The following is a 14,585-nucleotide window of genomic DNA, read 5'->3' on the forward strand; positions in this document are numbered from 1 at the left end:
GCCGGGAGGCACTGCCTCCCGGCCGTCGCCGCTGCCCCGCACCCCGGTCATTGCCCCTGCGGGCTCCTGAGTTCCTCGATGGCCTGGTCGACGGCCTTGTGCGGCATGCCGGTCCGTCGGCAGAGATCCTTCGGCGGCATGCTGCTCAGCACGTCCTCGACGCTCCGGCCCTCGACGCCGGCGATCTCCCGCACATAGCGCTGGACCCGGTCGACCGGGTCGAGGGCCCTCGGCCGCCCCGCCCCGGCGGCGTCCCCCGGCGCCACCGGGGCAAGGCCGGACCGCGGCGCGGCACCCCGCGCACCGGCTTCGGGCAGCCGCTCCTGTTCGAGCCACGTCGTCCACACACCGCGCCCGACGAGGTGCGCGGCCACGCTCTCGGCCGGCGATCCGTCCCCCAGGATCCCCGGGTCGGCCGTGTCGGCGCGCACCAGGAGACGGCAGGAGGCGGCGAGCATGGGCGGTGAGACGACGGGTCCCGCCGGTTCGCCGATCAGGGTGCACAGCGCGGCGATGTCCGGCTGGTCGGCCGCGAGGTGGACGAGGTTGTGCAGGACCCCGCGGATCTGCTCCAGGTCGGGATCGGGATGCAGGAGCAGTGCGTGGGCGCCGACGATGCCCAGGAACGGGTTGTCGTTCCCGGAGCGGACCAGTTCGAGGAGGTGCCGGGTCGGCACGAGGTCGATGCCCTGCCGCAGCCCGGACAGCGCGGCCTCCATGGACAGGTCGAGCGCGCGGTCCGCGGGCGTCCAGCCGGTGCCGTGGCGCACCATCTGGACCGAGGCGAACTGCGGTTGCGGGCCGTTGCTCACGAACACCAGGGTGGTCCAGCCTTCGAGGACGTGCAGGGCCTGGGCGAGGGGCAGACCGTCGGCCGGCATCCTGCGGGTGCGCAACCGGTAGCCGCCGGGCGGCAGTTCGCAGCTCCAGGCCGACCACTCCTCGCCGCCGGACGGCTCCCAGCCGCGGGCTCCGCCGTCGACGGGCCTGCCGTCAAGGCCGGCGATCTCCAGGGCGTACGGGTCGAGTTGCCAGCCCTTGCGCAGGTTGCGGATCAGCACCATCAGGGTGGGCGAGCCGTCCCCGTACGTGGTCCGGGTGCTCCAGCGCACCGCCGCCGCGCGGTGGTCCCCGCGGGTGGTGGGGGTGCCCTCGACGGGGGTGGGCGTGGGCAGGCCGGGCAGCGGGAGCCGTTCGGTGAAGGGTTGCGGTCCGACCTCGACGAAGCGGCTCTCCACCTCTCCGCCGAACCGCTGCTCGATGCGGTAGATACCGGCCGGCAGCACGGTGTCGATGGTGCCCATCGCGTGGGCCACCTCGCGGAACGCGGAGTCCGTGACGGTGACCAGGACCGACGGGGTGTCCGGTATGACGACGAACGGCACGTGTTCCGGAGCGGCCCTCCCGGGGCGCCGCCGGTCTTCAGAGCTGGACACCATTTCCACCGCCTGTCATTACCTCGAAGAATCCACCGTTGTTGAAGTCGGCCGCGTTCCAGCTCTCCGGCGTACAGCGGTAGAGACCGGGCGCGAGCTTCTCCACGCTCTCCGCCTCCTCGACGTACAGCCGCAGCGGCGGCTCGCCGGGGTCGCCGCCGCGCAGCTGCACCCAGCCGCGGAACCCGTCGGGGAAGCAGAGCCTGACCGGGTACGTCTCCCCTTCGAGGCCCCGCGCGAAGATCATCGGCTCGTTGCCCTTGATGAACCGGGGCTGTTGCGGCACCAGCAGGGCGCGGGTGCGGTCCTCGACGTGCCGTACGACGTAGTCGGCGAGGCTGTCGGAGGTGATCAGGCCCTTGGGGGTGGCGCCGCCGCCGCGCAGTCCGTCCAGGAGCGCGGTCGTGAAGTGCCCGCGCGCGAGGTCGGGCCGTGCGTTCTGCTCCTCGTAGGCGGGGTCTCCGCTCGACGTGGCGTACCCGATGAAGCTGTCGACCTCCTCGCGGGTCTCGGCCGCGGTGAAGGGCGGCCCGAAGGACAGGGCGCCGACGCTGTTGCTGGTGCGGCAGCAGTCGGCGAAGCAGACGACCTCCCGGAAGGGGGCGGCCGATTCGTACCAGTCCAGGTACGGGCGTACGGCGACGTGGTTGCCAAGCAGGTCGATCGCGGCGTTGGCCATCAGGAGCGCGGTGTTGGTGTCGCTCAGCCTGAAGCCGTGTCCCGCGAGGAAGAGATAGAGCCGGGTCCGCTGGCGTGCGGCGTGCCGCTCCTCCTCGGGGTGGCTTTCCACCGCGCGCCGGACGGCGAGATTCGCGCGGTAGAGCGCTTGGTTGACGTTCTCCCTGGTCGGCAGGGCGCACATGAAGTCGGCGATGAGCTCTTCCTCCGCGGAGGCGGTCACCAGCTTCACGTTGGCTTCGGGTACATCGCCGCCTGCCGGGTCGACGAGCCAGTCACGGAACCGCGCCGCATCGCCCCTGGCCCCCTGCAGGTCGCCGATGGCCGGGTAGCGGTTGATGCCGACGACCACGGCGTAGTGCAGGTCGTTCATCGGGCTCTCCCCCTCGGTCGCTCCTCGCCCCGTCAGTCCGCGAGCATGGCGGCCACGCTCGCGAGGACCTGCGGGTCGTTGTCGAACGCGACGTGGCTGCGCGCCCCCGCGCTCAGTCCGGGGCCGCCGTCGCCGGGCGACCACACGGTGCGTTCGGGGTCGGCGCGCAGGAATCCGCGCAGGTCCCTCGATTCGGGTCCCACGGCGGCGGCGTCGAGGTACCAGTGCTGCATCCCCGCGATCGGTGTGACGGCGGGCTGCCCCCCGGGCCCGCGCTCCAGGACCCCGGAGATGAAGTAGAGCAGCGACCTGGGGTACAGGAACGGCACGAGGTGGTCGGCGCGCTCCGCCGGGTCGGTCATGGTGAACATCCGGAAGCGGTCGAAGAGTTCGCTCTGGCGCCGGACGACGGGCGCGAGCTGCGCCACCGTACAGGCGGGCGCGAGGAGCACCACGTCGCGCAGCCGGAAGTCGGCGGGCAGCGGGTCGTCGACGGCGGCGCGCCTGCGCACGAGGTCGTCGAGGAGGTTGCCGATGAACACGGCGCCCGCGCTGTGGCCGACCACGGTCACCTGCGGGCGGGTTCCGGCGGCGAGCAACTCGGCGAACCGGTCCAGGAAGTAGCGTCCCGCGCGGATCTCGTCGTCCGGCGCGGTGAAGGTGTCGGCGGTCTGCCGTTTCATCGCGTCCCAGATCGCGGCGCCCGCGTTGGCGAGGTAGAACTCGCGGAGTATCTCCTCGACGACCGTCGGATAGAGCCCGTGGTCGGTGCGCTGCCGGAAGCGGCCGATGACCGCGGCCACGACCCGCACGGTCTTGCGCACCACCAGCGCGGTGCTCACCAGGGCGCGTTTCCCCGTGCCCGCCCGTTCCGCGAGGGCGGCCACGACGTCCGGTGACATCAGTGTGGCCGCCGCGGCACGCCCCCCGATGGCGTCTCGCGCCGCGGCGGCCGGCTCATTGGTCTGCGGCCGGTCCTTGTCGAGGACCGAGTTGACGATCTCCCGGGTACGTTCGGCCAGTTCGGTGTCCGCGGAGAGCTCCGCGGCGATCGCCCGCTCCTCCGGCTCGCTCAGCGGCGGCACGTCCGGCGGCACGCTCATGCGCGCGTAGGGCTCCTGGCCCGACCGCACCTGGGCGAGTTCGGCCGCCACCGCCCGCGTGCTGGGGGTGGCTGCCATGCCGAACGCGCGCTGCCCCGGCTGCCCGAACAGGGTGCCGGTGGCGTATCGGGTGACCCGGTTGAGGAGTGTGCGGAAGACGCTCTCGTTCAGGATGCGCGGCAAGTTGCCGTGCAGGGTTTCGAGCAGTCCGCTGCTCCACACGAAGAAGACGGGATCGACGCCCGTGGCCTCGTACACGGGCGCGAGCCGTTGTGCGGTGGCGAAGCCCAGGGTGTCGTCGATGAGCCCCCCGTGGAAGTGCAGCACGACACGCGGCCGGTCCTTGAGCCCGGCCACGAGCGAGTCGATGTCGGCGGTGGTGGTCGAGGCGAGCCGACCACCCTGCCGGCTGTGGATGCACCGATCACGGAAGGAAGCCATGCCCTGGAAGGTAGAACTGCCCCGCCGGCCGGGCATCGGGGGCGGGCTCAGGGATAACCCCTGACCGGCGGGGCGCGGCGGACTAGGACCCCGAGGGGGCGCCCATCCACTCGGCCTCGTAGCCGGCGTACGTACCGTCGTGCGTCGCCAGGTGCGTGAACTGGTCGACGTACTCCTTGAACTCCTCGTCCCCGCGCGGCAGCGCGTACGCCTTCTCGGAGAAGGTGAAGGGCTTGTCGGGGTGCAGGGAGCAGAGCTCGGGGTGGATCTTGGCCTGGTAGCGGGTCTCGCTCGCGTCCGTCATCATCACGTCGGCGCGGCCCTCGATGATCTCCTGGAAGATCGTGGTGTTCTCGGGGTGCTGCTTGATGGTGGCCTGCTTGATGTGGGCGCGCGCGAACTCTTCGTTCGTGCCGCCGGGGTTCACGATGACGGTGGTGCCCGCCTTGTCGATGTCCTCAAGAGTGCCCTCGCCGAACTTCTCCTTGTCGGCGCAGCGCACGATCGGCGTCTTGCCGTCCTCGCGGGTCGGCTCGCCGAAGTAGACCTGCCGGGCGCGCGGCAGGGTGACGGAGACGCCGCCGACCGCGATGTCGCAGCGCCCCGCCGCGACGTCCTTGGTCAGGTTCACCCAGGTCGTGGCCACGTACTTCGGTTTGGCGTCCAGGCTTTCCGCCAGGTCCCCGGCCATCTTGATGTCGATGCCGCTGTAGGTCTTGTCCTTGGGGTCGAGGTGCGTGAAGGGGCGGTAGTCGCCGGTGGTGCACACCTTCAGGACGCCCGCCTTCGGCACGGAGTCCAGGAGGCTGCCGTGGTGGCCGCCCTTGCCGCGCCCGGTGTCGGGTGACGCGGGCGCGGCGGCGGTGACGGCGAGCAGACAGACCAGGGCTGACAGCGTGGCGGCGCGCTTCATGGGGCTCCTCCGTACGGGGTTTCGCGGCTCGGAAGGATCACCCTCGCAGAAGCGTTATGGCAGGTGAAGCCCCCTTCCCATAAGGTCTCATCAGGCGAGCGGCGTCAGCTGCGCCGCCGTGAGGGCGGGGCCGTCCCCGCTGTCGTACGCGTCCTCGTCGAACGGGTACAGGGGACGCTCCACCCGGTGGTGACCGAGCCGCAGGAGGTCCTGGTCGACGCCGCCGGGGGTGAGGGCGAGGAGCCAGTCGGCGGCCATGTCGTAGAGCTCGGGCTCCAGGTAGCCGATCTTCACGACGACCAGGTCGAAGGTGCGCGGGTCGATGCCGAGGCCGCCGTCCGCGGGGCCGGTGAAGTCCGCGAGGGTGTGGAAGGGCTTGCGGCGCTCGACGAGGATCACGGTCACGCCGCCGGTCCGTACCGCCGCCATGTCGACGCCCCGGTCGTAGGCGCCGCCCTCCGCCCGGTCCTTCTGGTCGGCGGCGCGCTGCAACGCCACGACGGTGCCGGTGAGTTCGTACGGGCCGCCGTGGTTCGCGTCGACCTTGCCGCCGACGCTCAGGGTGACCTCGGCGCCCACTCCGGCCTCGAAGCAGCGGGCGACGGCGACCGGGTCGGTGATGCCGGGGTGGACCGCGGTGACCTTCCCGGAGCGGATCGCCTCGTTCTCCAGGAGCTTGCCCAGCATGTACGCCAGGTCGCCGGCGCCGCCCGCCGTGGGGTTGTCGCCGGAGTCGCTGATCAGGAAGGGGCGCTTGTCCGAGGCGACCGCCTTCGCGATGCACTCCTCGGCGCCGCCGGTGGGCCCGACGAAGACGAAGTCGCGGCGGGCGTCCCAGTAGCGGCGGGCCAGCTTCTCGGCCTCGGCGGCGGCCAGTTCGGCGTCGTCGCCGGTGACGACGATCGCTGCCTTGCAGCGCGGTTCGTCCGCCCAGGCGTAGCCGACCCACATCGCGGCGTCGAGGATGCCGGGCAGCTTCTCGATGTCGGCGAGCGAGGCGTAGAGGGACCTGGCGGGCTCCAGGCGGGTGCTGGTCTTCTCGCCGGGAAGGAGCACCGGCACCTGCACCCAGGCGCGGTGCGGCCGGACTCCCTCGCGCAGGCAGCGCACGAGATTGCGCGCGGCGCGCTCGCGGGTCTCCCAGGCGTCCTCGTGCGGGGCGAGGCGGTGCGCGGTGAGCAGGTCGACGGGCTCGGCGAACCGGCGCGAGACGTTGCCGTGCAGGTCCATGGCGGTCGACATCATCGGACGGCCGCCGTCGGGGGTGCCCGCCGCGTCGAGTGCGGCGCGGACCGCTTCGGTGAGGTCGGCTTCGGCGTCGCTCAGGCCGATGACGCTCATCGCGCCGTGGATGTCGTAGACGAGGCCGTCCAGGGGGCCCGCCTCGCGTATGCGCGTGACCAGTTCGTCCTTGAGGATCAGATACGACTCCGCCTCGACAGGGCCGCCGGGCAGCGAGGTCGCGTGCAGCAGCGGCACCCACTCGACCCCGGCGGCGAGGTCGGATTCCGGCCGGGTCCAGGTGTAGCGGTCCAGGAGGTCCTGGCCGCGGGTCTGGCGGAAGTCGTCGGTGGTGGAGCGGTGCGGGCAGAAGGTGGAGGACTCGATGCCGATGCCGCCGATGCCGATGCGGAGGCGGCGCTGGTTCGTTGCGGGCGTGCTCATGCGGGGGCGCTCTCTTCCTGGGGAGCCGGTGTGGTCGGGAGGTTCTGGCGCAGGGCGGTGAGTCCGGCGCCCAGGAGGCCCGCGTCGCGGCCCGTCACGGTGGTGGTGATCTCCAGGTCCGCGGTGGCCAGGGGCAGGCAGCGCTCGTAGAGGACACCGCGCACGGCGGCGACGAGCGGTTCGGCGGTGGCAAGGACCCCGCCGAGGGCGACGGCCTGGGGGTTGAAGAAGTTCACGACGACGGACAGGACGGTGCCGATGTGCCGTCCGGCGGTGCGGACCAGGGTGGTGGCCTGCGGGTCGCCGTCCGCGACGAGGCGCAGGAGTTCGGTGGTGTCCTCCACCTCGACGCCCTGCTGTGCCAGTTCGCGGATGAGGGCGGCGCCGCTGGCCACGGTCTCCAGGCAGCCGATGTTGCCGCAGCTGCACGGCCGGTCGCCCGCCGCCTCTATGCGTACGTGGCTGATGTCGCCCGCCGAGCCGTTGGCGCCGTCGTGCGGGCGCCCCGCGACGATGACGCCGCTGCCGATGCCGCGGCCCGCCTTGACGACGACCATGTGGTCGAGGCCGGGGCGTGCGGTGCGGTGCTCTCCGACGGCCATCATCGTGGCGTCGTTGTCGACGGTGACGGGGATGCCGAGGCGTTCGGCCAGGATGTCGCGCAGCGGGTAGCGGTGCCAGCCGGGCATGCGGGAGGGGCTCAGGACGCGGCCCTCGGCGGGCTGCACCGGGCCGGGGAAGGCGACGCCGAGGGCGCGGACGGTGCGGCCCGCCTCGCGCTGCCGGGCGCCCAGTTCGGCGACCTGTCCGCAGAGCCAGTCGACGGCGGACTCGGGGCCCGCGGTGATGTCGTGCGGCAGGTCGACGGCGTCCAGGACCGTGCCCCCGAGGTCGACGACGCCGATGCGCGCGTGGTGGCTGCCGAGGTCGGCGGCGAGGCCGACGCCGCCCTGCGCGCGGACGCGCAGCAGCCGGGGGCGGCGGCCTCCGCGGGATGCTCCCTCGCCGGATTCGGTGAGCACGCCCGCGGTGACCAGTTCCTGCACGCGCAGCGACACGGTGGAGGGGGCAAGCCCCAGTTCCCGTACGAGATCGGCCCGGGAGGAGGCGGCGCCCGAGGAGACCAGGTGCAGGATGTGCTGCGCCGACCCCGGTTCGCCGTGCGGTGTTCCGGCCATGCCGCCCCCAGTTGCCATGACGCCCTCAGTTGATTCGATCAGTTCGTTCGACATCAGGCGTAACACTAAGTCTCTTCGAACCAAGTTGGCCAGAGCCTTCGACTTTAGGACTTCTTGCCGAACGAAGCTCTTGACTTGATTTTGTCGCCGGTTCTAGCGTTCAGGCGCCGCCCGTCGATCTCCGGCACGGTCCGGCTCTCGCATCCCTGGAGGCCCTTCGCCATGCGCTCAAGGCGATCACGTCCCCGCGCGCGGCGCCGCGCTCTCATAGCCGCGGCGGCTGCCGCCGCGGCGCTCGCCCTCACGGCCGTCACCGGCTGCACGCAGGAGGGCGGCCGCATCGACATGGGCCCCACCGGCGGCACTCCGGTCGAGGGCGGTACCGCCACGATGGCCCTGCCGCCCGCCGCGACCCCGAACTGGATCTTCCCGATCGGCGCCCCCGGCTACGGCGCCTCGTACAACTACGGCATCCAGTCGCTGCTCTACATGCCGGTGTACGACGCCGTGCAGGACAAGGGCGAGCTGACCACGCACGGCCCGAGCACGCTGGGTTCCGAGCCGGAGTTCGGCGACGGCAACAAGACCGTGACGGTGCCGCTGCGCGAGGGCGTGACGTGGTCCGACGGGAAGCCGGTCACCGCACGCGACATCGAGTTCTGGTTCAACCTCGTCAAGGCCAACAAGGCGAGCTGGGGCAACTACTCGGTCGGCACGATGCCCGACAACGTCAAGCGCTTCGAGACCGTCGACGACCACACCGTGCGCCTGCACCTGAGCCGCGCCTACAACCCCGACTGGTTCACCGCCAACCAGCTCACCCTGATGCGGGCCCTGCCCCAGCACGCCTGGGACGCGAAGACGGACGGCGGCGAGGTCGGCGACTGGGACCGCACGAAGGACGGCGCCAAGACCGTCTTCGCCCGCCTCACCCGGCACGCCAAGAGCCTCGGCTCGTACGGTTCCGACCCTCTGTGGAAGACGGTCAACGGGCCCTGGAAGCTGGCGGGCTGGCGCGACAGCGGCCAGGTGACCATCGTGCCGAACGAGAAGTACACCGGGCCGAAGTCGCAGCGCCCGCACCTCGACAAGGTCGTCTTCAAGCCCTTCACCACGGCCGACTCCGAGTACAACGTCCTTCGTTCGGGAGGCGTCGACTACGGCTACATCCCGCCGTCGGTGATGGCGCAGAAGGAGAAGTTCCAGGACAAGGGCTACCGCGTCGATCCGTGGGAGGGCTGGGCGGCGACGTACATCGTCTACAACTTCAACTCCACGCACGCGGGCCCGATGATGGACCAGCTCTACATCCGGCAGGCGATGCAGCACCTCGTCGACCAGAAGGCGATGAGCGACGTCATCTGGCAGGGCAGCGCGAACCCCACCCTCGGCCCGGTGCCGGTGACGCCCAAGAGCCAGTACCTCTCCGACGCGATGGAGAAGAACCAGTACCCCTTCGACGTGCGCAAGGCTCAGCGGCTCCTCACCGCGCACGGCTGGAAGACCCAGGACGGCACCGCACGCTGCGTGCGCCCCGGAACCGGCGCCGACGAGTGCGGCAAGGGCATCGCGAAGAACGCCCCGCTCGAACTCACCCTGCTCTCCCAGTCCGGCTCCACCGAGACGACGAACATGATGCAGGAGCTCAAGTCCTCGCTCTCCCGGGCCGGCATCGACCTCACCGTGCGCCAGCAGCCGCTGAACTCCGTGCTCGGCAACTCCGTCCCCTGCAAGGCCAAGGACCCCGGCTGCGACTGGGACATGTCCTTCTTCGGGACGGCCGGCAGCTGGTACTACCCGCTCAACCCCAGCGGTGAGCAGCTCTTCTCCACCGGAGCCTCCGCCAACTTCGGCAACTACAGCGACAAGAAGGCCGACCGGATCATCCGCGCGGTGCAGTACTCCCCCGACATGAAGGCCGTGCACGCCTACGGCGAATACCTCGCCGAGCAGCTGCCCGTGATGTGGATGCCCAACCCCGCCTACCAGGTCTCGGTGATCCGCAACGACCTGCGGGGCGTCGGCCAGAACCCGACGGTCACCTTCGCGCCGCAGGACTGGTACTACGTCAAGAAGAAGGGAGCCGACAAGTGACCGGCTTTCTGGTCAAGCGCTTCCTTCAGGCGCTGGTCGTACTGTTCCTGGTCTCGATCATCGTCTTCACCCTGCTCCACCTGCTGCCCGGCGGCCCCGCGCGCGCCATCCTGGGCCCCAAGGGAACACCGCAGCAGATCGAGCACTTCAACCACCAGCAGGGATACGACCGTTCGCTGCCCGAGCAGTACGTGATGTACCTGAAGCGGCTCTTCACCGGCGACCTCGGCGAGTCCTTCAAGCTCAACTCGCCGGTGTTCGACCTGCTCAAGCAGCGGCTGCCCAAGACCCTGCTCCTGACGGTGCTCTCCACCGCGCTCGCCGTGGTCATCGCGGTCCCGCTGGGCCTGCTCCAGGCGGTGCGGCGCGGCAAGGCGTCGGACTACGCGCTGACGGGCCTCGCCTTCCTGCTCTATGCCACCCCGGTGTTCTTCCTCGGCCTCATCATGATCATCCTGTTCGCGCAGGTGATGCCGATCCTCCCGGCGGAGGCACCCCAGGGCGAGAGCGTGGGTGAACTCCTGGGTGACGTCACGGGCTTGGTCCTGCCGGTCGTCACCATGGCCTTCGGCATCGTGGCGATGTTCAGCCGCTACATGCGCTCGGCGGTCCTGGACAACCTCACCGAGGAATACGTCCGTACGGCGATGGCCAAGGGCCAGTCGAGCCGCCGGATCATGGTCCGGCACGTCCTGCGCAACGCGCTGATCCCCCTCGCGACGCTGCTCGGCCTCTATCTGCCGACGCTCTTCAGCGGCGCGCTCGTCGTCGAGTCGATGTTCAACTACCCCGGCATGGGCCTGCTGTTCTGGAACGCGGCACAGGGCTCCGACTTCCCGGTGCTGCTCGGCGTGACCCTCGTCGTCGGTGTCGCCACCGTCGTCGGCTCGCTGCTCACCGACATCCTCTACGCCGTCCTCGACCCCCGGATCCGGAGCGTGGCATGAGTACCGCGACCGCAGACGTCACCCCCGGGGCCGCGCCGGGCAACGAGGCGGCGGCGCAGGCCACACCCTCGCTCGCCCGCCGTACGCTCCGGGTCTTCACCGGCAACAAGCTCGCCCTGACGGGCGTGGTGGTCCTGGTCCTGCTGCTTGCCTTCAGCTACCTCGGGCCGCTCCTCTACTCCACGGAACAGGTGCACACCGACCTGTCGCAGGCCAACCTCGCGCCGGGCAGCTCCGGCCACCTCCTGGGCACCACCGACCTCGGCTACGACATGGTCGGGCGCCTGATGGTCGCCGGGCAGACGTCGCTGGAGATCGGCCTGGCGGCGGGCCTGCTCGCCACGCTCTTCGGGACGGTGTACGGCGCGGTCGCGGGGTACTTCGGCGGCTGGGTGGACGCGGCGATGATGCGGATCACGGACGCCGCGCTCGCCATCCCGGCGATGTTCCTGCTCGTCGTGGTCGCCGCGATCATCACGCCGAGCAAGGGCGTCCTCATCGTCATCATCGCCTCGGTGGCCTGGCTCTCCCCCGCCCGCCTGGTGCGCGGCGAGGCGCTCTCGCTGCGCGACCGCGAGTACGTACAGGCGATGCGGATGATGGGCGGTGGCGGTGCGCGGGCCGTGTTCAAGCACATCGTGCCGAACGCGATCGGCACGGTCATCGTCAACTGCACCTTCCAGATCGCCGACGCCATCCTCTACGTCAGCTATCTGGCCTTCCTGGGCCTGAGCATTCCGCCGCCGTCGGCCGACTGGGGGTCGATGCTCTCGGCCGGCATCACCTACACACAGAACGGCTACTGGTGGCTGATCTTCCCGCCGGGCATCGCGATCGTCCTCGTCGTCGCCGCGTTCAACTTCATCGGTGACGGCCTGCGCGACGCGTTCGAAGTCCGGCTGCGGAAGTAAGGGAGAACCCACGAGATGACCGAGCCCCTGCTCACACTCGAAGACCTGCGCGTCGACATCACCTCGCGCGAGCGCACCGTCCACGCCCTCGACGGCATCTCCCTCGAACTCGCTCCGGGTGAAGCCCTGGGCATCGTGGGCGAGTCGGGCTGCGGCAAGACGATGACCGCGCTCAGCGTCCTTGGACTGCTTCCGCCCGGCGGCGCCGTCACCGGCGGACGCATCCTGTTCGACGGCCACGACCTGGCCGCCGCCCCCGCACCCGTCCTCCAGGACGTACGGGGCAACACCATCGGCATGGTCTTCCAGGACCCGCTGACCTCGCTGAACCCGACGATGACAATCGGCGCCCAGGTGGCCGAACCGCTCGTCCTGCACCGCCCGGAGCTGAGCCGCAAGGAGGCGTGGGCGCGGGCCGAGGAGATGCTGCGCCTGGTCGGCATGCCGCAGCCCGCCGAGCGCATGAAGGCCTACCCGCACCAGCTCTCGGGCGGCATGCGCCAGCGCGTGGCGATCGCCATGGCCCTGGTCTGCGAGCCGAAGCTGCTCATCGCCGACGAGCCGACCACCGCTCTGGACGTGACGACACAACACCAGATCCTGGAGCTGATCGACGGCCTGCGCGAGCGGCTCGGCATGGCGATGATCCTGGTCACGCACGACCTCGGTGTCATCGCCAACCGGGTCGACCGAGTGGCGGTGATGTACGCGGGCAGGGTCGCCGAACAGTCCGGCGTGCGCGACCTGTTCACCAGACCCCGGCACCGCTACACCGAGGCGCTGTTCGCCTCGCTCCCCGAGCGGGCCGCGGACAGCGGCTCCGCGCTGCACACCATCCCCGGCCTGCCGCCCAACCTGGCGGTGCGCCCCACCGGCTGCCGCTTCGCGCCGCGCTGCACCTTCGCCACGGACGAGTGCCGTGCGCAGGAGCCGCAGCTCGCGGACGACGAAGTGCACGGCGCCGCGCACCGGTTCGCCTGCTTCCACCCGGTGCCGGACGACGCCACGCAGGCGGAGGTCGTGACCCCGCCGGCCGTGCCCGCGTCGCGCGTACCCGGCGACGTACTCGTCTCACTCGACTCCCTGGTCAAGGACTTCCCCCTCAAGGGCGGGGCCTTCTCGCGCCGCCGGGGCACGGTGAGCGCGGTGGGCGGGGTCAGTCTGGAGATCCGCAAGGGCGAGACGTTCGGCATGGTCGGCGAGTCCGGATGCGGCAAGACCACGCTCGGCCGGATCGTCGCGGGCCTCGAGGAGCCGACCGCCGGGCAGGTGCGCTTCGAGGGGTACGACCCGGCGCGGATGCCGAGGGCCGAGCGGCGGGCGCACCGGCGGCGCGTGCAGCTGATGTTCCAGGACTCCACGGCCGCCATGGACCCGCGGATGCGCGTGGGCGAGATTCTGCGGGAGCCCCTGGTGATCCAGGGTGTCGGCAGCCGCGCCGAGCAGGAGAAGCTGATCGCCGAGCTCCTGGACGCGGTCGGCCTGCCGCGCGGCGCCGTGCACCGCTACCCGCACGAGTTCTCCGGCGGCCAGCGCCAACGCCTTGGTCTGGCACGGGCGTTGACGCTCTCCCCCGATCTGGTGGTCGCGGACGAGCCGGTCTCCGCGCTCGACGTCTCCGTCCAGGCGCAGATCCTGAACCTGATGCGGGAGCTTCAGCGGGAGCGCGGTCTGACCTATCTGTTCATCTCGCACGACCTGGCGGTGGTGCGCCACCTCGCGGACACGGTCGGCGTGATGTACCTGGGCAAGCTGGTCGAGTCGGGGCCCGCCGAGCAGGTGTACGCGCATCCGCTGCACCCCTACACACGAGGGCTGCTCGACACGGTCAACCTGCCGGACCCGCAGGCGGCGGACGGCCAGGACCGCACTCCCCTGGAGGGCGAGACACCGTCGGCCGCCAAGCCCCCGTCGGGCTGCCGTTTCCGCACCCGCTGCCCCCTGGCACAGGAGGTGTGCGCCACCACGGAGCCGCTGGTGTCGACCCCGAACAGCGCGGGACACCAGGTCGCGTGCCACTTCCCCCTGTCCGCGCCTCGGCTAGCGTCGGCAGTGTGAAAGCAGGCAGTGTGAAACTCGCGGATGCCCTGGCCCGTCGCCCGCTCGTGCTCGACGGCGGCCTCTCCAACCAGCTGGAGGCCGCCGGGCACGACCTCAGCGACGCGCTGTGGTCGGCGAGGCTCCTTGCCGACGCACCGGAGGCGATCGCGGCGGCGCACCGCGCGTACTACGCGGCGGGCGCCGACATCGCCACCACGGCGAGCTACCAGGCCACGTTCGAAGGCTTCGCCCGGCACGGCATCGACGCGGTGAGCACCGCCGAACTGCTGCGTCTGAGCGTGGAGCTGGCGCGCGAGGCGGGCGCGGACGCGGGCCGCGAGGTGTGGGTGGCCGCGTCCGCGGGACCGTACGGGGCAATGCTCGCGGACGGCTCCGAGTACCGGGGCCGGTACGGCCTGACGGTCGCCGAGCTCGAACGCTTCCACCGCCCGCGCCTGGAGGTGCTGGCCGACGCGGAGCCGGACGTGTTCGCCCTGGAGACGGTCCCCGACACGGACGAGGCGCGGGCGCTGCTGCGGGCGGTGCGCGGCCTGGGCATCCCCGCCTGGCTCTCGTACACCGTGTCCGGCGGCTACACCCGGGCGGGCCAGCCCCTGGCCCAGGCCTTCGCCCTGGCCGCGGACGCCGAGGAGGTCCTGGCGGTCGGCGTCAACTGCTGCGACCCCGGGGACGCGGAGGCGGCGGTGCGTCTCGCGGCGCGGATCACGGGCAAGCCGGTGGTCGCCTACCCGAACAGCGGCGAGAGCTGGGACGCGGCCGCCCGGGCGTGGCGGGGGCCCCGGCGG

At 71.3% G+C, this 14,585-nt stretch carries 11 protein-coding genes; 5 read left to right on the forward strand and 6 right to left on the reverse strand.

Going from position 1 to position 14,585, the window contains the following annotated elements; translation table 11 throughout:
* Positions 1–47: 47 nt before the first annotated feature.
* The 6 genes from ACQKIP_RS22595 to ACQKIP_RS22620 all read right to left on the reverse strand — a co-directional run bounded on the left by ACQKIP_RS22595 (position 48) and on the right by ACQKIP_RS22620 (position 7,787).
* Entirely contained in the window at positions 48–1,439 is a 1,392-nt protein-coding gene (locus ACQKIP_RS22595) for a hypothetical protein (RefSeq protein ID WP_427743899.1), read from the reverse strand.
* Positions 1,423–2,487: a caspase family protein gene (locus tag ACQKIP_RS22600; protein WP_365862434.1), complete on the reverse strand. Its 1,065-nt coding sequence runs from the start codon at positions 2,485–2,487 to the stop codon at positions 1,423–1,425. Before ACQKIP_RS22600 ends, ACQKIP_RS22595 begins: the two co-directional genes overlap by 17 nt.
* Positions 2,488–2,519: 32 nt before the next feature.
* Positions 2,520–4,031 carry a hypothetical protein gene (locus tag ACQKIP_RS22605; RefSeq protein ID WP_365862433.1) on the reverse strand — a complete coding sequence of 504 codons (1,512 nt, stop codon included), beginning with the start codon at positions 4,029–4,031 and terminating at the stop codon, positions 2,520–2,522.
* 82 nt (positions 4,032–4,113) lie between these two features.
* Positions 4,114–4,944 carry a transporter substrate-binding domain-containing protein gene (locus ACQKIP_RS22610; protein ID WP_365862432.1) on the reverse strand — a complete coding sequence of 277 codons (831 nt, stop codon included), beginning with the start codon at positions 4,942–4,944 and terminating at the stop codon, positions 4,114–4,116.
* Between the two features lie 90 nt (positions 4,945–5,034).
* Positions 5,035–6,609, reverse strand: coding sequence for a M81 family metallopeptidase (locus ACQKIP_RS22615; protein WP_365862430.1), 1,575 nt, complete (start codon positions 6,607–6,609; stop codon positions 5,035–5,037).
* The gene (locus ACQKIP_RS22620) at positions 6,606–7,787 is read right to left on the reverse strand and encodes an ROK family protein (protein WP_427743905.1); all 1,182 of its coding nucleotides are present in this window, start codon (positions 7,785–7,787) and stop codon (positions 6,606–6,608) included. The genes ACQKIP_RS22615 and ACQKIP_RS22620 overlap by 4 nt, the downstream gene beginning before the upstream one ends.
* A gap of 222 nt (positions 7,788–8,009) precedes the next feature.
* Between ACQKIP_RS22620 and ACQKIP_RS22625 the strand changes: the two genes are divergently transcribed.
* From ACQKIP_RS22625 to mmuM, 5 genes are all read left to right on the forward strand, one after another.
* The gene (locus ACQKIP_RS22625) at positions 8,010–9,881 is read left to right on the forward strand and encodes a peptide ABC transporter substrate-binding protein (RefSeq protein WP_365862427.1); all 1,872 of its coding nucleotides are present in this window, start codon (positions 8,010–8,012) and stop codon (positions 9,879–9,881) included.
* The gene (locus ACQKIP_RS22630) at positions 9,878–10,828 is read left to right on the forward strand and encodes an ABC transporter permease (protein WP_365862425.1); all 951 of its coding nucleotides are present in this window, start codon (positions 9,878–9,880) and stop codon (positions 10,826–10,828) included. Before ACQKIP_RS22625 ends, ACQKIP_RS22630 begins: the two co-directional genes overlap by 4 nt.
* Positions 10,825–11,739 (forward strand): ABC transporter permease, encoded by a 915-nt coding sequence (locus tag ACQKIP_RS22635; RefSeq protein WP_365862424.1) that lies wholly within the window; start codon positions 10,825–10,827, stop codon positions 11,737–11,739. Before ACQKIP_RS22630 ends, ACQKIP_RS22635 begins: the two co-directional genes overlap by 4 nt.
* A gap of 15 nt (positions 11,740–11,754) precedes the next feature.
* Positions 11,755–13,797, forward strand: a complete 2,043-nt coding sequence (locus ACQKIP_RS22640; protein WP_365862423.1) for an ABC transporter ATP-binding protein — start codon at positions 11,755–11,757, stop codon at positions 13,795–13,797.
* A partial coding sequence (gene mmuM / locus ACQKIP_RS22645; protein WP_427743903.1) for a homocysteine S-methyltransferase occupies positions 13,794–14,585 on the forward strand: 792 nt, incomplete at its 3' end. The genes ACQKIP_RS22640 and mmuM, both read left to right, overlap by 4 nt.

The organism is Streptomyces sp. NPDC059900 (assembly GCF_050270335.1).
In the GTDB taxonomy this organism is placed as follows: Bacteria; Actinomycetota; Actinomycetes; order Streptomycetales; family Streptomycetaceae; genus Streptomyces.